Consider the following 19767-nt stretch of genomic DNA (forward strand, 5'->3'; position numbering starts at 1 on the left):
ACATGCAGAACCTGAAGGACAAGGGCCTCTTCCGCCAGCAGGGCCTCATCGGCGGCAAATGGGTCGACGCAGCCTCCGGCAAGACCGTCGACGTGATCGATCCCGCAACCCAGTCTTCCATCGGCAGCGTGCCGGATATGGGCGGCGGCGAGACCCGCGCGGCAATCGAGGCGGCCAATGCCGCCTACCCCGCCTGGAAGCGGAAAACCCATGCCGAACGGGCTGCATTGCTTGAGGCCTGGTTTGCCCTGATGATCGCCCATGTCGACGATCTCGGCCTGATCCTGACGACCGAGCAGGGCAAGCCCCTCGATGAGGCCAGGGGCGAAATCCGCTACGGCGCGTCCTTCGTCAAATGGTTCGCCGAGGAAGCCCGCCGCATCGGCGGCACCACCATCCCCTCGCCGACGCCCGACCGCCGCATCGTGGTGCTGAAGGAGCCGGTCGGCGTCTGCGGCATCATCACGCCATGGAATTTCCCCAATGCGATGATTACCCGCAAGGTGGCCCCCGCGCTCGCCGCCGGCTGCACCGTGGTCATCAAGCCCTCCGAATTCACGCCCTATTCGGCGCTGGCGCTCGGCGTGCTGGCCGAACGCGCCGGCATCCCGGCTGGCGTCGTCAACATCGTCACCGGCATGCCGACGGAGATCGGCAACGAGATCATGGCCAACGAAACGGTCCGCAAGATCTCCTTCACCGGCTCGACCCGCGTCGGTTCGCTGCTGATGCGCGGCGCATCCGACAGCGTCAAGCGGCTCTCGCTCGAACTCGGCGGCAATGCGCCGTTCATCGTGTTCGACGATGCCGATCTCGATCTTGCCGTCGAGGGCGCGCTCGTCTCCAAGTTCCGCAACGGCGGCCAGACCTGCGTCTGCGCCAACCGTATCCTCGTCCAGTCCAGCGTCTACGATGCTTTCGCAGCCAAGCTTTCCGAGCGCGTCAACGCGATGAAGGTCGGCCCCGGCACCGAGCCCGGCATCTCCATCGGCCCGATGATCAACGAGGCGGCCATCGCCAAGATCAACCGCCATGTGGAAGACGCGCTTTCCAAGGGTGCGAAGGTCGTGACGCAGAAGCCGGCAATGCCCGATGGACCGCAATACACCGCGCCCGTGGTGCTGACCGGTGCCACGACCGAAATGCTGCTGGCAAGCGAGGAGACCTTCGGTCCGGTCGCCCCGCTCTTCCGCTTCGAAACGGACGAGGAAGCGATCGCGATCGCCAACGGCACGCCCTTCGGTCTCGCCGCCTATTTCTACACCGAGAGCCTGAAGCGTTCGTGGAAGGTGGCCGAGGCACTGGAATTCGGCATGGTCGGCCTGAATACCGGCGCGATCTCCACCGAAGTCGCCCCCTTCGGCGGCGTCAAGCAATCCGGCCTCGGCCGCGAAGGCGCCCAGGTCGGCATCGAGGAATATCTGGAAATGAAAACCTTCCACATCGGCGGCCTCGCCTGAGGCTGGCGATGGGCGGATGCGGAAAACATCAAAGGGGCCGTGCAAGCGGCCCCTTTTCAATTGCAATTCGGGCCTGAAGCGTACGAATGATGCCTCTTGAAGCCCTAAATAGTCTGTCCGCCCGACACCTCGATCCGTTGGCCGGTGACCCAGCGATTGTCGTCCGACAGCAGGCTGGCGATCATCGGGCCGATGTCATCCGGCACGCCGACGCGTCCAAGCGCGGTCATCCCTGCGAAGGTCTTGTTCAGGTCGGGCATGTCACGCACCGCTCCTCCGAGGAAATCGGTCTCGATGGCGCCGGGGGCTACGGTATTGGCGGTGATGCCCCTGTCGGCGAATTCCCTGGCCATGTAGAGCGTCAGAATTTCCACCGCGCCCTTGACTGCGGAATAGGCGGAAAACCCGGGGAATGAGATACGGGTCAGGCCCGATGACAGATTGACGATGCGACCGCCATCGGCGATCAGTGGCAGCAGGGCCTGTGTCAGGAAGAACACGCCCTTGAAATGAACGTTCACCAGCGTATCGAACTGCGCTTCCGTGGTGTCGGCAATCGCGGCCATATCGCCATGGCCTGCATTGTTGACCAGATAGTCGAAGCGATCCCGCTGAAACCTCTCGCGCAGAACGTTCTTCACCTCGCCGGCAAAGGCGGCAATGCTGCTCAATTTGCTGACGTCGAGTTGAACAGCGGCGGCTTTGCGGCCCATGGCCTCGATGTCGCGAACGACTGTCTCGGCATCGGCGGCGTTGCTCTGGTAGGTGACGATGACGTCGGTGCCCTTGCTGGCAATGTTGAGCGCGGTGTTGCGGCCGAGCCCGCGACTGGAACCGGTGACGATGGCAATTTTCGACATTTGAAACTCCTTTGAAGCAGGGACATCGAACAACCGGGAGCGTTTGTCCGATGGCTGGACTCTGCTTCACGGGAGGACGCCGGTGTTGCGCGAAGCTCGGAGTTTCTTGCCTATTCCTCCGGATGGAGTTTACAGACGATCGCAACCGTCGTTAGATGTGGCGATGAAAGACACGTTTCTCGAACTTGCGCTCCGCTACGCGAAAGCTCACGCCAACCGGGCCGGAATAGCCTCTTGCCCGATCCCCGGACTGAGCGTGATCCGCGCCACGCATGCGAGCGAGCTTCAATATGCCGTTTCCCAACCGCTTGTCGCGATTGTCCTGCAAGGCAGGAAGCGCGTGCGGATGGGCAGCGAGGTCTATGATTTCGGCGCCGGCGACTCGCTCATCATCAGCGCCGACGTCCCGACTGTCAGCCAGATAACCGAGGCCAGCGTCGGCGATCCCTATTGCTCCGTGGTGATGGAACTCGACAAGGCCGTCCTCGCGGAGCTTGCCGTCGAGATCAAGGCGGCACCCCTTGCCCATTATTCTCCCATACGGGTTGAGCCGACCGATGCGGAAGTCGAGGATGCAGCCCATCGCATGATGAGGCTCGTAGAGCGGCCGACCTCACTCCCGATCCTCTCAGCGCAGATGGTGCGGGAGTTCCATTACTGGCTCCTGTGCGGTCGCCATGGTCCGGCAATCCGGGACCTGGGATGGCCGAACACCAACTCGCAGAAAATCGGGCGGGCGATCAGCCTCTTGCGCCGCGACTTTGACAAGCCCCTGAGGGTCGCAATGCTCGCCGACGCGGCGGGAATGAGCCCCTCGACCTTCCATCAGCACTTCAAGGCGATCACATCCCTGTCTCCGGTCCAGTTCCAGAAGCAATTGCGGCTGATCGAGGCGCGACGGCAGATGCTCTCCGAAGATTGTTCCCCCAGCATCGCGGCGTTCAACGTCGGTTATGAGAGCGTGCCGCAGTTTACTCGGGAATACGCCCGTATGTTTGGGCTGCCGCCTGCACGCGAAACACAGGCGGCGCTTGCCAGCATGCGCGCAGCTTAGCATCCGCGTCTGGCGCTACGCGCTTGCTCAGCCGTCAGTCGAAACGGTGAGGGCCTTCCATGCTTCGATTTCTTGCCGCAAGCGCAGTATTCTCTCCGATACGAGCTTCAAGGCATCACTGCCAAGAAGCAGTTGCGGCGGCGGATTGTCGGAAGTGATCAGGGACAAGACTGCTGCGGCCAGCTTTTCGGGATCGCCCAGCTGTCTGCCGCTTTTTTCAATCCGCGCCTGACGGATCGGATCGAACTGGGCGTCATAGTCGGGGATCGACCTTTCAGTCCTGACCATAGACCGCCCCGCCCAATCCGTTCGAAAAGAGCCGGGGCAAAGTGTCGTGACATGGACCCCGAAGGGGGCCATCTCGGAACGCATCACCTCGGAAATGCCCTGAAGGGCGAACTTGCTGCCGCAGTAGTAGGCAATACCCGGCATCGTGATCATTCCCCCCATCGAAGTGACGTTGACGATGAAACCGCGACGTCTCTTCCGGAAACGCGGGAGAAATGCCTTGGCGACCGCAACCGCACCGAAGACGTTGACGTCGAACTGCCGCCGCATTTCTTCAAGGGGAGACTCTTCGAGAATCCCCTCGTGACCGTAACCCGCATTGTTGATGAGCACGTCCACCGGACCATGAGCATTTTCAACCTGTGCGACGATGCCGGCTATGCTGTCGAAATCGGTGACGTCGCAGAGAATGGCATGCGCCGACGGCAGACGAGCTTCGAGTGTCACCCTTGAGACCTCGGAGCGAACGACGCCGATGACATTATGACCTTCGGCTATCGCTGCCGTCGCGATGGCGAGACCAAATCCGGAGTTTGCGCCGGTGATGAAAAAGGTTTTTCTGGTCATGCTTGACTTTCCAGTGTTCCAATCGATGGATTTGCTGAATAATCTGCAAACTGATAGGAATCGATGCCGTATCATCTTAAATAATTGCCCATTCCTATGAAGCTGCATGATGACAGAGAAGAGCAATTGAGCTTGGTGGAGTTGGCCGGAGCCCTCGCTCCTCGTCAGGGATATAACCCGACAGGACTTCGGGAGGTCCGCATCCTGAGAAGCGAGACGGTGCTTGCCGATGTTCCGGTGCTCTACAAGCCAGGGGCGGTCTTCGTGCTGCAGGGTTGCAAGCAGGGCCTGCTTCAGGGTGAGATCTTCCGTTACGACGAGGAGCATTATCTGGCGGTATCTGTACCGGTGCCGTTTCGCATGGAGTCCGTGGCCAGCCGGGCGCGACCTCTGCTGGCAGTATATCTCGAGTTCGACATGGCGCTTTGTGCCGAAATCGTCTCCGCCATTGAAAGCCAGGTTCCGGAAAGAGCATCGCAGAGAGCGAGAAGCCTCGTGTCGAGTCGAATGGAGCCCGATATCGAGGGCGCACTCCTGCGCCTGTTGAAGGTGCTCAACAGCCCGGTTGAGACTGCCGTTCTTGGGCCAGGTATCCTGCGCGAACTGCACTATCGCGTTTTCGTCGGACCGCAGGGTGCCGCAATGGCCGCAGCGTTGCAACAGGGAGGTGTGGCGGGACGTATCGGGCAGAGCCTTGCCCGCCTGCGCGCAAGTCTCGGCTCCCAGATTTCGGTGGCAGCCCTTGCCAGCGACGCGGGCATGAGCGTGCCTTCCTATCACGTGCACTTCAAGGCGCTGACCGGAAGCAGTCCCCTACAATATGTGAAGGCGATGCGGCTTCATGAGGCTCGACTGATGATGACGCGTCAGGATAAGACCATTGCGGACGTGGCAATGTCGGTCGGCTATCTCAGCCCTTCCCAGTTCAGCCGCGACTTCAAACGACACTTTCACCGTACCGCGTCGGAAGAGATGAAATGGGCTCGTCAGCACCTGGGTGAACTGGCCTCGGAGACATGACGATCCGGTCTTTGCCAGGCCCCGGCCAGCCACGGTTTCGGTCGCGACTTGCCGGGCGCCAGGTTGGGTCTTACTGAACCTTGTCCAGCATCTTGTAATACATGCCGACCAGCGGCAGGAACCACGGCTTGCCGAAATGGCCCGGCACGGCGGGCCAGTCGAGCCCTTTGAGCGGGTTGCGGTCGAACTTTCCGAGGATCGCGTCCGCCATGATCATGCCGAGATGGGTGGAAAGCTGGGCGCCGTGGCCGGAATAGCCCATCGCATACCACAAGCCGTCGTGATAGCCGGCGCGCGGGTAGCGATCCTTGGTCATGTCGACCAGACCGCCCCAGCAATAATCGATCTCGACATTGGCGAGCTGGGGGAAGATCCGGGCGAGACTTTCCCGCAGGATCTTGCCGCTCTTGGCATCCGAGCGCTGGTCGGATGTGGCGGAGAAACGGGCGCGGCCGCCAAAGATCAGGCGGTTATCCGGCGACAGGCGGAAGTAGTTGCCGATGTTCATCGTGTTGACGCAGGTGCGGTTGCCCGGCATCGTTGCGGCGACCTCGGCATCGGTCAGCGGACGGGTCGCGATGATGAAGCTGCCGACGGCGATGATGCGGCGGCGGAAATAGCTGAAGTTCGGCGTGGTGTATGCGCCGGTCGCGACCAGAACATGATCGGCGGTCACCGTTCCGCGCTTGGTCTGCAGGCTGTGGCGTGCGCCGTTCTTGCCCTGTGCGACGACGGCCGCATCCTCGTGGATCACCGCGCCGTGGCGGCGCGCCGCTTCGGCAAGGCCGACGACATAGCGGCCCATATGCATCATCGCACTCTTCTTCGACAGCATGGCGCCGTAGAAGGGCGAGCCGATCTCGCTTTTCAGATCGGCGCTGCTCAGAAGCGCCGTATCGGGATCGGCCTCGGCATGCAGCGCCTCGAAATTGCGCGCCAGCGCCTCGAAATGCTGTGGCTTGGAGGCGAGCTTCAGCTTGCCGGCGCGGCGGAAGTTGCAGTCGATGCTCTCTTCCGCCACCAGCGCCTCGATGGTGTCGACGGAATCGTCGAGCGCCTTGTAGAGAGCGATGGCGCGTTCTTTCCCGAGTTCGGCCTTGGCCGAGAGATAGCTGTGCGCCAGCCCGTTGTTGAGGTGGCCGCCGTTGCGGCCGGAGGCTCCGGCGCCGACCCGTTCCGCCTCCAGCACGACCACGCGCGTGCCCGCTTTCGCGAGTTGCCGCGCCGCCGCAAGGCCGGTAAAGCCGCCGCCGATCACGGCCACGTCGTAGTGGCCTTCGACCGGGCCTTGCGCAGCCCCGGAAAAGACCGGGGCGGTGTCGTGCCAGTAGGACAGGAACTTCATGGGTCTATGCCTTTCCTTCAGAGCCCGACGACGCCGGGCAGGCCGGAGATGTCGGCGATCTCGACATAGCCGTAATAGGGATTTGCCGGCTCGTGACCGCGATTGACCCAGACCTTGTTCTTGATGCCGAGATCATGCGCCGACATCAGGTCGTAGCGGAAGGACGAGGAGCAGTGAAGAATGTCTTCCGGGCCGCAGCCAAGCATGTCGAACATGTATTCGAAGGCCTTGAAGCGCGGCTTGTAGGCGTTGGCCTGCTCGGCGGTGTAGACCGCGTGGAAGGGCGCGCCGAGCTTCTCGACATTCGACATGATCTGCGAGTTCATCGCGTTGGACAGGATGACCAGCGGGATTTCCTTGGCGACCTTGGCAAGCCCTGCCGGAACGTCGGCATGCGGACCCCAGGTCGGCACCCGCTCATAGACCATCTTCGCGTCTTCTTCCCTGAAGGCGACGCCGTTGCGCTTGCAGGTCCGCTCGATCGCGTTGTGGACCACGTCCGCATAGGGCTTCCAGTCGCCCATGATCTCGTCGAGGCGGTAGGCTGCGAAGTTCTTGACGAATTCGGCCATGCGCGGCTCGTCGAGCTTTGCGCTGTAGAGGTCGCGGGCTGCTTCCGCCATCTGGAAATTGATCAGCGTACCGTAGCAGTCGAAGGTGATGTATTTCGGGCGGAAGTGGCTCATGCTTTTCATCCTTGCGATTGAGCGGGATCAGATGCGTCGTCCAGATCATAGGATGGACCGGGGACGACGACGCCACTGAATTGGCCTGCCTTGAAGCAGAATGTTTCGTATCCCGAGCGTGGTTTGGCAGAGAGTTGCGGCGCATCGCGGTAAAAGCCCGCCTTCCGGGGCCTGAAAGTCGCCTTGGCCGGCAGAGGCTCCAGCATAAGATGCGGTGAGCCCATATTGCTACGGCGAAAGATACCGCGACGGGAGCCGCCTTCAGACGATCTTCCGGCGCCGAACGCAGAGACTTGTGGGCAGCAAACAAGGAACTGCCCATGCAGACAAATCAAATCGATCTCGTGGCATTCGGCCCCCGTCATCTGGAAGGGGCGCTTGCCCTTTCGCGGCAGGCCGGCTGGCCTCATCGCCTCGAGGACTGGCAGATGGCGCTCGCGCTCAGCGAAGGCTTCGTCGCCGTGGATGATAGCGGGCGCGTCGTCGCGACCGTGCTCGTCACGTCTTACAAGAAGGATTGCGCCACCATCAACATGGTCATCGTCGATGAAGCCATGCGCGGCCGCGGCCTCGGTCGCAAGCTGATGGATGCTGCTCTTTCGCTGGCGGGCGAGCGCCCCTTGCGCCTCGTTGCCACCACCGACGGATTGCCGCTCTATCAGAAGCTCGGCTTTCAGGAGACCGGCACCGTTCTGCAATTCCAGGGACCGGCTTCCCCGGTCGCTGCGCCGGCAAACGTTCATGCCGCCTCGCCGGCCGATATTCCGGCCATCGCCGAACTCGACCGGCAGGCCTTTGGCGCGGACCGGGAAGGGCTGATCGCCTATCTCGCCAATGTCGGCCGCTTCGCCGTCATCCGGCAGGGCGGAAAGGTCAGCGGCTTTGCGGCCTTGCGCGATTTCGGACGCGGCGAGTTGGTCGGCCCGGTCGTCGCCTCGGATCTGGATGACGCAAGCGCGCTGATTTCCCATTTCGCCGCCGGCCGGCCGGGTGCCTTCCTGCGCATCGACACAACGTTGGATACCGGGCTTGCTCCCGTCCTTTCGGGGCTCGGCCTCCAGCATGTCGGCGGCGGTATCGCCATGCAGCGCCCGCCGAGGCCCGCAGCACAAAATTCCACGACCAGGACATTCGCCCTCGCCAGCCAGGCGCTGGGCTGAAACGGAGACTGCCATGTACAGCAATTCCCTCATCGAACTCGACCGCGCCCATCTGGTGCATCCGGTTGCTTCCTATCGCGGCCACGAAAAGCAGGGCGTTCGCGTCCTCGCCTCGGCTTCCGGCGCGACCGTAACAGACGCATCGGGCAAGCAACTGGTCGATGGCTTCGCCGGTCTCTGGTGTGTCAATGCCGGTTACGGTCACGAAAGCATCGTCGAGGCCGCCACCCGGCAATTGCGCGAACTGCCCTACGCGACCGCCTATTTCGGCCTCGGCTCGGAGCCGGCCATCCGGCTTGCCGCCGAACTTGCCGAACGCGCGCCGGGCGACCTCAACCACGTCTACTTCACGCTTGGCGGCTCGGATGCCGTCGACAGCACGATCCGCTTCGTCCGCTACTACTGGATCGCCCGCGGCCAGCCGCAGCGTGACCAGTTCATCTCGATCGAGCAGGGCTATCACGGCTCCTCGACGGTCGGTGCAGGCCTCACGGCTCTCCCAGCCTTCCATGCCGGCTTCGGCGTGCCGTTCGACTGGCAGCACAAGATCCCGTCCCATTATGCCTATCGCAATCCGGTCGGCGAGGACCCGCAGGCGATCATCGCCGCTTCGGTCGCGGCTCTTCGCGCCAAGGTCGAGGCTCTCGGCCCCGACCGCGTCGCAGCATTCTATGCCGAGCCGATCCAGGGGTCGGGTGGCGTGCTCGTGCCGCCGAAGGGTTGGATGAAGGCCATGCGCGAGGTCTGCCGCGAGCTGGATATCCTCTTCATTGCCGACGAGGTCATCACCGGCTTCGGCCGCACCGGCCCGCTGTTCGCCTGCGCCGAGGACGAGATCGTCCCGGACTTCATGACCACCGCCAAGGGCCTCACCTCGGGCTATGTGCCGATGGGCGCAGTCTTCATGTCGGATCGGGTGTATGATGTGATTGCCGATGCGGCCGGCGCTTCGGCGGTCGGGCATGGCTACACCTATTCCGCCCATCCGGTCAGCGCCGCCGTCGGGCTGGAAGTGCTGCGGCTTTATGAGAACGGCCTTCTGGAAAACGGCGTAAAGGCCGGTGCTCGCCTGATGGCCGGCCTTGAGGCTCTGCGAGATCATCCGCTGGTCGGCGATGTGCGCGGCCGCGGCATGCTCGCCGCCGTTGAACTCGTCGTCGACAAGCAGAAGAAGACGCCGCTTCCGGCGGCTGCCGAGCCGGCGCGCCGCATTTTCGACCGCGCCTGGGACAACGGCCTCGTCATCCGCGCCTTCGCCAACGGCATCCTCGGCTATGCCCCGCCGCTCTGCTGCACGGATACCGATATCGACGCCATTATCGAGCGGACCCGCCGCACGCTGGACCAGACGCTGGAGGATCCGGACGTCCGTGCAGCACTTGCCTGAGCGGGTTCAGGGCAAAAGCTGACGGTTCCGCGAGCCCCCGAAATATCGCGGAACTGTCATATTCGGAATTTTGTGCCGCCTCGCCGTTTCATTTCGGAGTATCCGGCGCGACATACCTGCGAAACTAAGGGGGTCGGAAAGAGCTATAAAACCCAAGAAAAAAGGGGCTTTCCGGCTTGCAGGGCGGTTCCGCCGCCATCGCATCGAACAGAATTTTCTTCTGCGCCACGCCTGCCAAGGCGTGCTGAACTGGGAACGTGAACGTGGCAAAGAGCCTTTCGCAATTCAAATACATGACTTTTGATGTGGTCGGCACACTCATCGACTTCGAGGGCGGCATCAAGGATTGCCTCTCGGCGATCGCTGCCGAAGCCGGTGTATCGGTTGACGGAGAGGAAGCCCTCTCGCTTTATCGGGCGGCCCGCTACTCGGATGACGCCGATCTCTTTCCCGATGATCTCGTGCGCGTCTATCTGTCGATCGCGCCGAAGCTCGGTCTTCCCGCCGAACAGAAATACGGCGAGCAGCTGCGCGATTCCGCAAAGAACTGGAAGGGCTTCCCCGACAGCGCCGAAGCGCTTGCCAGCCTCGCCAGGACCCACAAGCTCATCGCCATGACCAATGCGCGGCGCTGGGCGTTCGAATATTTTTCGAAGGAACTCGGCAATCCCTTCCATGCCGCCTTCACCGCCGACGATACCGGTACCGAAAAGCCGGATCCCGCCTTCTTCCAGAAGGTCTTCGATTTCGTTGCCACCGAGGGCAACAGCAAGGACGACATCCTGCATGTCGCCCAGAGCCAGTACCACGATATCGGCATTTCCCGGAAACTCGGCATGACCAATTGCTGGATCGAGCGTCGCCACGCCCAGAAGGGATATGGCGGCACCATCGAACCGGCCGAGTTTACCGAGCCGGACTACCACTTCACCTCCATGGCCGGCCTCGCCGACGCCGTGAAAGAAGCAAGCGCCTGAACTTCAGCCTTCGGAGCGGACCCGGCCCGAACGGCCGGCCGCTCTGCAAAACCAAACGAAAAAGGGGAATGACATGAGCGACAAGATTACGAACTGGACGAAGTCCGACGACGCGATGGTCGAAAACGCCATTCGTCGGGGCGCAACGCGCCGCGAACTGCTGCAGTTGATGCTGGCTGGCGGCGTCGCCATGTCGGCCGGCGGCATGATCCTCGGCCGCGCCACCAACGCCGTTGCTGCAACGCCGGTTTCCGGCGGCGCGCTGAAGGCTGCCGGCTGGTCCTCCTCCACTGCTGATACGCTCGACCCGGCCAAGGCCTCGCTGTCGACCGACTATGTCCGTTGCTGCTCGTTCTACAACCGCCTGACCTTCCTCGACGTTTCCGGTACGCCGCAGATGGAGCTGGCTGAAACAATCGAATCCAAGGACGCCAAGACCTGGACCGTGAAGCTGCGAAAGGGCGTCACCTTCCACGACGGCAAGCCGCTGACGGCAGACGACGTGGTGTTCTCGCTGAAGCGTCACCTCGATCCGGGCGTCGGCTCCAAGGTCGCCAAGATCGCCGCCCAGATGACCGGCTTCAAGGCCGTCGACAAGGAAACCGTCGAGATCGAACTCGCCAATCCGAATGCCGACCTGCCGACCATCCTTGCCATGCACCACTTCATGATCGTGGCCGACGGCACCACCGACTTCTCCAAGGCCAACGGCACAGGCGCCTTCGTGCGCGAAGTGTTCGAGCCGGGCGTGCGCTCGGTCGGCGTCAAGAACAAGAACTACTGGAAGGGCGGCCCGAACGTCGACTCCTTCGAGTTCTTCGCCATCAGCGACGACAACGCCCGCGTCAACGCGCTGCTGTCGGGCGATATCCATCTCGCCGCCTCGATCAATCCCCGTTCCATGCGTCTCATCGAGAGCCAGGACGGCTTCGTGCTGTCGAAGACCACCTCCGGCAACTACACCAATCTCAACATGCGCATGGACATGGCGCCGGGCGACAAGAAGGACTTCATCGAAGGCATGAAGTACCTCGTCAACCGCGAGCAGATCGTCAAGTCGGCGCTGCGCGGCCTCGCTGAAGTCGGCAACGACCAGCCGGTCTCGCCGGCCAACTTCTACCACAATGCCGACCTGAAGCCGAAGGCCTTCGACCCGGACAAGGCAAAGGCGCTGTTCCAGAAGGCAGGCGTTCTCGGCCAGTCCATCCCGGTCATCGCTTCCGAAGCCGCGACCTCCTCGATCGACATGGCGATGATCATCCAGGCCGCCGGCGCCGAGATCGGCATGAAGCTCGACGTGCAGCGCGTTCCCTCCGACGGCTACTGGGACAACTACTGGCTCAAGGCGCCGATCCACTTCGGCAACATCAACCCGCGTCCGACCCCGGATATCCTGTTCTCGCTGCTCTACACCTCGGAAGCTCCGTGGAACGAAAGCCAGTACAAGTCGGAGAAGTTCGACAAGATGCTGATCGAGGCCCGTGGCTCGCTGGACCAGGCCAAGCGCAAGGAAATCTACAACGCCATGCAGGTCATGGTCGCCGAGGAAGCCGGCACGATCATCCCGGCCTACATCTCCAACGTCGATGCGACCAGCGGCAAGCTCAAGGGCCTCGAAGCCAACCCGCTCGGCGGCATGATGGGTTACGCCTTCGCGGAATACGTCTGGCTGGAAGCCTGACGAAAACACCGGCCGGGGGTGAATTTCACCCCCGGTCCGTTTCCCGTTTGCGTTATAGTTCAACCGTCGAACATCATGGGGAGAGCCTACGTGAATTCCCGGGTCCTATCCCTTGTCCTGAGCAGGTTGCTCATCGCGGTCATCACGCTGGTGATCGTTTCGCTCGCGGTCTTTCTCGCCACGGCGCTTCTGCCCGGCGACACCGCAACCATCCTTCTCGGCCAGGCGGCCACGCCGGAAGCGGTCGAAGGCCTGCGCAAGGCCATGCATCTCGACGAGCCGGCGCTGTTCCGCTTCATTCGCTGGGGGCTCGGCCTGCTACAGGGCGATCTCGGCACTTCCTATGCCAACGACATGCCGGTCGCGCAGCTGATCGCGGGACGTTTTGTCAATTCGATGAAGCTTGCCGGCGTCACCGCCCTCTTCTCCGTTCCGATCGCGCTGACCCTCGGCATCACCGCCGCCATGCTGCGCGGCTCGCTCTACGACCGCATCGTGACGATCGTGACGATCGGGGTGATCTCCGTGCCGGAATTCATGGTGGCGACATCGGCCGTGCTGCTCTTCGCCGTCTACCTGAAATGGCTGCCGGCGCTCTCCTTCGCCAATGAAGTCCACACCATCACCGATATGCTCCGGGTCTATGCCATGCCGGTCATCACGCTGACCTTCGTCGTGTCGGCCCAGATGATCCGTATGACCCGCGCCGCCGTGGTCGAGACGCTGAACACGCCCTATGTCGAGATGGCGCTCCTGAAAGGCGCATCGCGTCCGCGCATCGTGCTGAAGCACGCGCTGCCCAATGCGCTCGGCCCGATCGTCAATGCGGTGGCGCTGTCGCTCTCCTACCTGCTCGGCGGCGTCATCATCGTCGAGACCATCTTCAACTATCCCGGCATCGCCAAGCTGATGGTCGATGCGGTTGCAACCCGCGACCTGCCGCTCATCCAGAGCTGCGCCATGATCTTCTGCCTCGGCTACCTGATCCTGATCACCGCCGCCGACATCATCGCAATCCTTTCCAACCCGAGGCTCCGATGACCACGAATACGAACACCTCCGTACGACCGGCCGGCTCGCGGTTCGGATACCGCTTCAATCTCGTCGGCATCATCGGTCTCTCGATCATCGGGCTCTGGGCGGCAATCGCGATCCTCGCGCCCCTGCTCATTCCCTATCCCGTCGGCGAAATCGTCGATTACGACTATTTCGGTCCGATGAGTTCCGAACTCTGGCTCGGCTCCGATTATCTCGGCCGCGACATGTTCTCCCGCATCCTGATGGGCGCGCGATACACCGTCGGCATTTCGCTCGCCGCGGTCGCCATCGCCTGTTTCACCGGCGTCGTGCTGGGTATGATCGCCGCAGTTGCCGGCGGTTGGCTCGATACCGTGCTCAGCCGTTTCCTCGATGCGCTGAATTCCATTCCGAGCAAGCTCTTCGGCCTCGTGGTGGTCGCCGCCGTCGGCTCCTCCATCCCCGTGCTCATCATGACGCTGTCGGTGATCTATATCCCCGGCGCCTACCGCTTTGCCCGGGCGCTGGCGGTCAACGTCAACGCCATGGATTTCGTCACCGTCGCCCGCATTCGCGGCGAGAACATCTTCTACCTCATCGGCTCGGAGATCCTGCCCAATATCATCGGCCCGGTTCTGGCCGATCTTGGTCTTCGCTTCGTCTTCATCGTGCTGCTGCTCTCGGGCCTCTCCTTCCTCGGCCTCGGCGTCCAGCCGCCCTATGCCGACTGGGGTGCCCTGGTGCGGGAAAACATCGGCGGCCTGCCCTTCGGCGCGCCGGCGGTCATCTTCCCGTCGCTGGCCATCGCCAGCCTCACCATCAGCGTCAACCTGCTGATCGACAACCTGCCCAAGAAGATCCGAGACAGGAGCGCATGATGGCCAACCTCGTCGAAATCCGTGACCTGAAGGTCGAGGCGACCACCGATTCCGGCCGCCGGGTCGAGATCATCAAGGGCGTCAGCATCGATGTCGCCGCAGGCGAGATCGTCGCCCTGATCGGCGAGAGCGGTTCCGGCAAGACCACGATCGCGCTGACGCTGATGGGGCATGCCCGCACCGGCTGCCGCATTTCCGGCGGCAGCGTTTCCGTCGACGGCAAGGATATGGTGACGCTCTCCGAGCGCCAGCGCGCCGCGATCCGCGGCACCGAGGTCGCCTATGTGCCGCAGAGTGCGGCCGCCGCCTTCAATCCGGCCTCGACCATCATGGAGCAGGTGATCGAGGTGACCCGCATCCATCGGCTGATGCCGCCGGAGGAAGCGCGCAAACGTGCGGTCGAACTCTTCCGCGCCCTGTCGCTGCCCAATCCCGACACCATCGGCAGCCGCTATCCCCACCAGGTTTCCGGCGGCCAGCTGCAGCGCCTTGCCGCGGCCATGGCGCTGATCGGAGGGCCGAAGCTGGTGATCTTCGACGAGCCGACCACGGCGCTCGACGTCACCACCCAGATCGAGGTGCTGCGCGCCTTCAAGTCCGTCATGCGCAAGGACCGGATCGCCGGCGTCTATGTCTCCCACGACCTTGCCGTCGTCGCCCAGATCGCCGACCGCATCGTCGTTCTGCGGGGCGGCGAGGTTCAGGAAGTGGGCGCGACCGCCGACATCCTCACCGACGCCAAGCATCCCTATACCCGTGAACTGCTGGCCGCCTTCGAGCCCCGGCCCCGCGCCGCCGACGCGGCAGTGGTAGACGAAAGCCGGCCGCTGCTCGACATCGAGGACGTGATCGCCGGCTATGGTCCGCTCCAGTCAGACGGCCTGCCGCTGGTGCGCGCCGTGCAGTCCGTCAGCCTCAAGGTGGAGAAGGGCCGCAATCTCGGCATCATCGGCGAATCCGGCTGCGGCAAGTCCACGCTGGCCCGCGCCATCGCCGGCATCCTTCCAGCTTCGGCGGGCAACATCGTCTTCGACGGACGCGAACTCGGCAAAAGCGCCCGCGAACGCACGCGCGACCAGCTGCGCGAGATGCAGATCGTCTTCCAGTATGCCGATACGGCGCTCAATCCGGCCAAGCCCATCGAGGAAATCCTAGGACGTCCGCTTGCCTTCTATCACGGCATGAAGGGCAAGACCCGCGATGCCCGCATCGACCAGCTTCTCGACATGGTGCACCTGCCCCGCTCGGTTCGCCACCGCCACCCCGCCGAACTCTCGGGCGGACAGAAGCAGCGCGTCAACTTCGCCCGCGCGCTTGCCGCCGAACCCAAGCTGATCCTCTGCGACGAGATCACCTCCGCCCTCGACACTGTGGTCGCCGCGGCCGTCATCGAACTCCTGAAGGAACTCCAGCGCGAACTCGGCCTCTCCTACGTCTTCATCAGCCACGACCTTTCCGTGGTCGAGGCCATCTGCGACGAGATCGTGGTGATGTATGGCGGCAAGAAGGTCGAACAGATCACCCCGGCGGCGCTGAAGGCCCCGCAGCACCCCTATTCGCAACTGCTGTTCTCATCCGTCCCGAAACTCGACCCCACCTGGCTCGACGGCCTCCAACAGGACCCCGATCTGGTGCGCTCCTACTGCCGGAAGTAGGAGGCCGATCTTCGGAAGTGGATCATTGTTCGGAATGGGCTGTAGTTATGAGTGATGGCGCTATGTCGCCTGCGGGGCCGCAAGCGGATCAGCGGCTCTCGGTACCGCGACTTTTCTAAAGCCGCCGCTCAGCGATCATCCACAGCGGAACGAGATGGCGGTCCGGTGCTCCAATCCTCTTAGAAGATCTCCCCCTGAAGCTTTTCATGACTTCAACCCCCATCTCCAACGGTTATAGGGGTTGAGTACGAAAGCGCTCCAGCTCAGCCAGCGTGAAGCGCGGCGTGATGTGCTGTGGGCAGTTCCAGTCGAACGCCTCCACCGTGATGAGGGCAAGGCGCTCCACCCGAGCGGGATAATCAGGCATCGTCAGCGTCTTCGCCAACGCCGGGTCGTCGTTTGCATCGATGATCTGCATGTGACCATAGATTTTCAGGCGCCGCCGGTGCGCATAGTCCATCAGAAACAGTGAGACGCGATCATTCGCCTGCACATTGCCTGTCGTGATGTATTGCCGATTACCGCGAAAATCCGCAAAGCCCAGCGTCGATGAATCGACGATGGTGAGAAAGCCTTCAGGCCCGCCGCGGTACTGGACGTAAGGCCAGCCGGTTTCCGAGACACTGGCGAGATAAAAGCCGTCGCGACCCCGGATAAAGGCCGCTTCTGCCGGACCGAGGCGCTGGCCCTGCACAGTTTCATCTGCGCCACCGCGCGCGCCGATCCGCGCCCATTGCTCGGCGCTGCCATAATGCTCCTGCGCGGCCGCCACGGAGGGCGTCGTGGCGATATTGAGATATCTGCTCATTCCCTTCCATCCTTTCCAGAGCATTTCCAGCAAGAGCGAGGTCGCTTTTGCGTTCGGAGAATGCGTTAGAATAAAAAGATAGAGCATTCCCGGTGAACCCGTGTTCACCGGGAATGCTCTGGGCGGCCGGAGCCGACCTCAATCCTGCAAGGCCCAGTCCGCAACTTCCCAGCGCATTTGCCCCCGGTCGGCAACGACGCGGCCGAGCCCCGGGAAGGGCATGTGCGTGGCGGCAATCAGCGCGCCTTCCGAGGCCGCGCGAGGGAAAAAGCGGTCGCGCATCGCTTTGGCTGCTGCGCGGTCCTGCTCGAACAGGAAGAACACGTCCGTCGCTCCCGGATGCACGACCGGAAAGACCATGTCCGATACCATGATGAGGGTCTTCCCTTCATCTTCGATCCGCACGCCGATATGGCCGGGTGTATGGCCGGTCAGGTCGACGATCGAGACGCCGCGCACGATTTCGCGCTCTCCGTCAATCGCCTGGAGCTTGGGGTAAAGGCGCACGACCTCGTCCGCCATTTGGAAGCTGGTCTGAAGATAATCGGGCGCGCCGCTGCGCTTGGCCGGGTCGGTCCAATGCTTGACGTCGCGACGATCGATATAGAGTTCTGCCTTGGGGTAATTGTTCTTGCCGCCGGCGATCAGACCGCCCATGTGGTCCTGATGCATATGCGTCACGATCACCGCGTCGATCTGGTCAAGCTGCAGGCCGAGCGTGGCAAGCGCCTGCGGCAGTTTGCCGGTTTGCCCGATCGAGCCAGCCGCACCGGCATCGATCAGGATGCGGCGTTCGCCGTCATCGATGAGATACTGGTTGAAGAGGAATCGCACCCCACTCTGCCGGGCGGTGAACTGGGCAACTGCCGCCTGTTCGACCTCGGCCGGGCTGCGTCCCGGAAAATAGTCGTAGGGCATATCGGCATAGCCGTCTGTCAGCGCCGTCACCGTGAAGCGACCGATGCGGATCTGCGCCAGTGGCGTAACGCTTAAAGGCGTTTTGGCGGTATTCTGCGCTGCGGCAAAGGCCGGTACGCCACCGATCAGTCCTCCCCCCAGGAGGCCGAGAGGAAGAGCGCTGGCGAAGGCGCGACGTGAAAGCTGAGGCATGGCGTCTTTCTCCTGATCCTTGGCAATACGGAGAGCCGGGTGGCATCCCGTCGACGACACGAAAGCTAGGATATCCAGAACCGATAGAGTATCCTGCCATTTCAGGAGTTTTCCTCTCAATTTTCGGAAGGTTAAGATGGATCGGTTTGAAGCGATGTCGGTGTTGCTGGCGGTGGTCGATGCCGGCAGCCTCTCGGCTGGAGCGCGGCGATTGCATGCACCGCTCGCTACGGTCAGCCGTAAGGTCGCAGATCTTGAAAAGCACCTTGGCGTGCGCCTGGTGCTGCGCACCCGCCGTGGCCTTACCTTGACGGATGAAGGACGCAGCTACGTCGCCGCGTCACGTCGTATTCTGGAGGAACTGGACGCCGCGGAACGCCAGGCCAGCGGCGATTATGGCGCTTTGCGCGGAGGGCTGCACATGACGGCACCGGTTGCCTTTGGCGAGCGTCATGTGCTGCCAATCGCGCTGGAGTTCCTGAAGGAGCAACCTGATATCAACCTGCGCCTGACGCTCGCCGATCGGCAGATAAATCTCGCAGATGATCACGTCGATGTGGCCCTGCGCATTGGACATCTGGCGGACAGCGCCCTTATCGCAACGCGTGTCGGCACTGTGCGCCGGGTCGTCTGCGCAAGCCCCGATTATCTTGCCAACCGAGGTGTGCCACGTCAGCCGGAAGACCTTGCCCGGCATGACGGCATAAGCTTCCAGGGCTTCGCGACCGCGCCGGAAGTGCGCTACCGCGGCGATGGAACGTCCTTCACCATCGAGCCGCGCCCCAAACTCGCGGTCAACACAACGGAGGCCGCCATTCAGGCCGCCGTAACAGGTATCGGCATTATCCGCGTGCTGTCTTACCAGATCTCCGATCAATTGCGCTCCGGCGCTCTGCAGGAGGTGCTGACAGAATTCGCACCGGAACCGCTGCCCGTGAACGTCGTCTATGCACCGGTAGATCCGCTGCCAATGAAGGTGCGATGCTTCCTGGACTGGATCACGCCCCGTCTGCGCGGGCGGATGGCCGACCAGTGTTCCTGTTAGGCGCACCTCCGTTGATGGCGGTCAGGCACATCGGAACGGGATGCTGCAAGGTGCAGCTCGCCTTCGATAAGTTCCCGATACCTCGACTTTCCAGACAGAGCCAGAGCTTTCAGAGAACTGCAACGAAGGCGCATGGCAGCAGTTTTGCGCTCTGCCGGGACGCCCGCTTCTGGAGTTTCGAAGGAATCGACTTAACGGCCGGATTGGCGTGGCAAAGCTGTCCTCGGCACGTCTTCTCGCTCCGGGCCGTCTGCACAACAGTCTGGATCGCTCCCCACCCCTCAAAGCGGAAACAAACTGGTCAGCGGCATATGCGCCTTGACGATGGGGGACTTCAGCACGACGAAGGAGAAATATTTGTCGATGCCGATGTCCATGTCGGTCAGGCGTTCCATGATCGTCTGGTATTCGCCGATGCCGGCGGTGACGAATTTCAGGAGATAGTCGTAGCCGCCCGAGACCAGATGGCATTCGATCACCTGGTCCACCTTCTCGACGGCGGCCAGGAAGCGGGCGAAATCGATCTGCCGGTGGTTCTTGAGGGTGACTTCGGTGAAGACGGTCAGCGTCTGCCCGAGCTTGCCGACATTGATCTGCGCCGAATAGCCGTCGATATAGCCCTCGGCCTGAAGCTTCTTCACCCGCATCAGGCAGGGGCTGGGCGAGAGATTGACCAGCTCCGCCAGCTCGACATTGGTGATGCGGCCGTTCTTCTGCAGTTCGTAGAGGATCTTGATGTCGATCCGGTCCAGTTTCATGTCGCGTCCGC

18 protein-coding genes are annotated in these 19767 nt (G+C 62.5%); 11 read left to right on the forward strand and 7 right to left on the reverse strand.

The annotated features are described in order from the left end of the window. Positions 1-2: 2 nt before the first annotated feature. Entirely contained in the window at positions 3-1460 is a 1458-nt protein-coding gene (locus tag NBH21_RS18675) for an NAD-dependent succinate-semialdehyde dehydrogenase (RefSeq protein ID WP_250911698.1), read from the forward strand. A gap of 104 nt (positions 1461-1564) precedes the next feature. On the opposite strand, the gene NBH21_RS18680 is transcribed toward NBH21_RS18675, so the two are convergent. Next, the gene (locus NBH21_RS18680; RefSeq protein ID WP_250911697.1) at positions 1565-2320 is read right to left on the reverse strand and encodes an SDR family NAD(P)-dependent oxidoreductase; all 756 of its coding nucleotides are present in this window, start codon (positions 2318-2320) and stop codon (positions 1565-1567) included. 163 nt (positions 2321-2483) lie between these two features. Between NBH21_RS18680 and NBH21_RS18685 the strand changes: the two genes are divergently transcribed. Then, a complete protein-coding gene (locus tag NBH21_RS18685) occupies positions 2484-3374 on the forward strand; it encodes an AraC family transcriptional regulator (RefSeq protein WP_250911696.1) in 891 nt (296 codons plus the stop codon). Positions 3375-3401: 27 nt separating this feature from the next. Here NBH21_RS18685 and NBH21_RS18690 read toward each other — a convergent pair whose 3' ends face one another. Next, positions 3402-4229 (reverse strand): oxidoreductase, encoded by an 828-nt coding sequence (locus NBH21_RS18690; RefSeq protein WP_250911916.1) that lies wholly within the window; start codon positions 4227-4229, stop codon positions 3402-3404. 96 nt (positions 4230-4325) lie between these two features. Here NBH21_RS18690 and NBH21_RS18695 point away from each other — a divergent pair, with 96 nt between their 5' ends. Beyond that, positions 4326-5249, forward strand: a complete 924-nt coding sequence (locus NBH21_RS18695; RefSeq protein ID WP_250911695.1) for an AraC family transcriptional regulator — start codon at positions 4326-4328, stop codon at positions 5247-5249. Positions 5250-5319: 70 nt separating this feature from the next. Here NBH21_RS18695 and NBH21_RS18700 read toward each other — a convergent pair whose 3' ends face one another. Both NBH21_RS18700 and NBH21_RS18705 read right to left on the reverse strand, forming a co-directional pair. Next, entirely contained in the window at positions 5320-6594 is a 1275-nt protein-coding gene (locus NBH21_RS18700; protein WP_250911694.1) for an NAD(P)/FAD-dependent oxidoreductase, read from the reverse strand. Positions 6595-6611: 17 nt separating this feature from the next. Continuing rightward, positions 6612-7280 carry a haloacid dehalogenase type II gene (locus NBH21_RS18705; RefSeq protein ID WP_113446809.1) on the reverse strand — a complete coding sequence of 223 codons (669 nt, stop codon included), beginning with the start codon at positions 7278-7280 and terminating at the stop codon, positions 6612-6614. Between the two features lie 320 nt (positions 7281-7600). Between NBH21_RS18705 and NBH21_RS18710 the strand changes: the two genes are divergently transcribed. The 7 genes from NBH21_RS18710 (at position 7601) to NBH21_RS18740 (ending at position 16035) form a co-directional block, all read left to right on the forward strand. Further along, positions 7601-8440, forward strand: a complete 840-nt coding sequence (locus NBH21_RS18710; RefSeq protein WP_250911693.1) for a GNAT family N-acetyltransferase — start codon at positions 7601-7603, stop codon at positions 8438-8440. A gap of 13 nt (positions 8441-8453) precedes the next feature. After that, on the forward strand, positions 8454-9827 hold the full coding sequence (locus NBH21_RS18715) for an aspartate aminotransferase family protein (protein WP_250911692.1): 1374 nt from the start codon (positions 8454-8456) through the stop codon (positions 9825-9827). A 263-nt stretch (positions 9828-10090) separates the two neighbouring features. Beyond that, positions 10091-10804 (forward strand): HAD-IA family hydrolase, encoded by a 714-nt coding sequence (locus NBH21_RS18720; protein WP_113426654.1) that lies wholly within the window; start codon positions 10091-10093, stop codon positions 10802-10804. Positions 10805-10877: 73 nt separating this feature from the next. Next, a complete protein-coding gene (locus NBH21_RS18725; protein ID WP_250911691.1) occupies positions 10878-12485 on the forward strand; it encodes an ABC transporter substrate-binding protein in 1608 nt (535 codons plus the stop codon). A gap of 90 nt (positions 12486-12575) precedes the next feature. Further along, positions 12576-13526, forward strand: a complete 951-nt coding sequence (locus tag NBH21_RS18730; protein WP_113444155.1) for an ABC transporter permease — start codon at positions 12576-12578, stop codon at positions 13524-13526. After that, on the forward strand, positions 13523-14380 hold the full coding sequence (locus tag NBH21_RS18735; protein ID WP_250911690.1) for an ABC transporter permease: 858 nt from the start codon (positions 13523-13525) through the stop codon (positions 14378-14380). Before NBH21_RS18730 ends, NBH21_RS18735 begins: the two co-directional genes overlap by 4 nt. Further along, complete coding sequence (locus NBH21_RS18740) at positions 14380-16035, forward strand: ABC transporter ATP-binding protein (RefSeq protein WP_250911689.1); 1656 nt, start codon at positions 14380-14382, stop codon at positions 16033-16035. The genes NBH21_RS18735 and NBH21_RS18740 overlap by 1 nt, the downstream gene beginning before the upstream one ends. A 232-nt stretch (positions 16036-16267) precedes the next feature. Here NBH21_RS18740 and NBH21_RS18745 read toward each other — a convergent pair whose 3' ends face one another. Both NBH21_RS18745 and NBH21_RS18750 read right to left on the reverse strand, forming a co-directional pair. After that, entirely contained in the window at positions 16268-16843 is a 576-nt protein-coding gene (locus NBH21_RS18745; protein WP_250911688.1) for a pyridoxamine 5'-phosphate oxidase family protein, read from the reverse strand. 138 nt (positions 16844-16981) lie between these two features. After that, complete coding sequence (locus tag NBH21_RS18750; RefSeq protein WP_250911687.1) at positions 16982-17953, reverse strand: MBL fold metallo-hydrolase; 972 nt, start codon at positions 17951-17953, stop codon at positions 16982-16984. 136 nt (positions 17954-18089) lie between these two features. On the opposite strand from NBH21_RS18750, the gene NBH21_RS18755 reads away from it, so the two are divergent. After that, a complete protein-coding gene (locus tag NBH21_RS18755) occupies positions 18090-18998 on the forward strand; it encodes a LysR family transcriptional regulator (RefSeq protein WP_250911686.1) in 909 nt (302 codons plus the stop codon). 281 nt (positions 18999-19279) lie between these two features. On the opposite strand, the gene NBH21_RS18760 is transcribed toward NBH21_RS18755, so the two are convergent. Then, positions 19280-19756, reverse strand: coding sequence for an Lrp/AsnC family transcriptional regulator (locus NBH21_RS18760; RefSeq protein ID WP_099060665.1), 477 nt, complete (start codon positions 19754-19756; stop codon positions 19280-19282). Positions 19757-19767 lie beyond the last annotated feature (11 nt).

Origin of the sequence: Ciceribacter sichuanensis (genome assembly GCF_024055605.1) — a bacterium.
GTDB classification, from domain to species: Bacteria; Pseudomonadota; Alphaproteobacteria; order Rhizobiales; family Rhizobiaceae; genus Allorhizobium; species Allorhizobium sichuanense.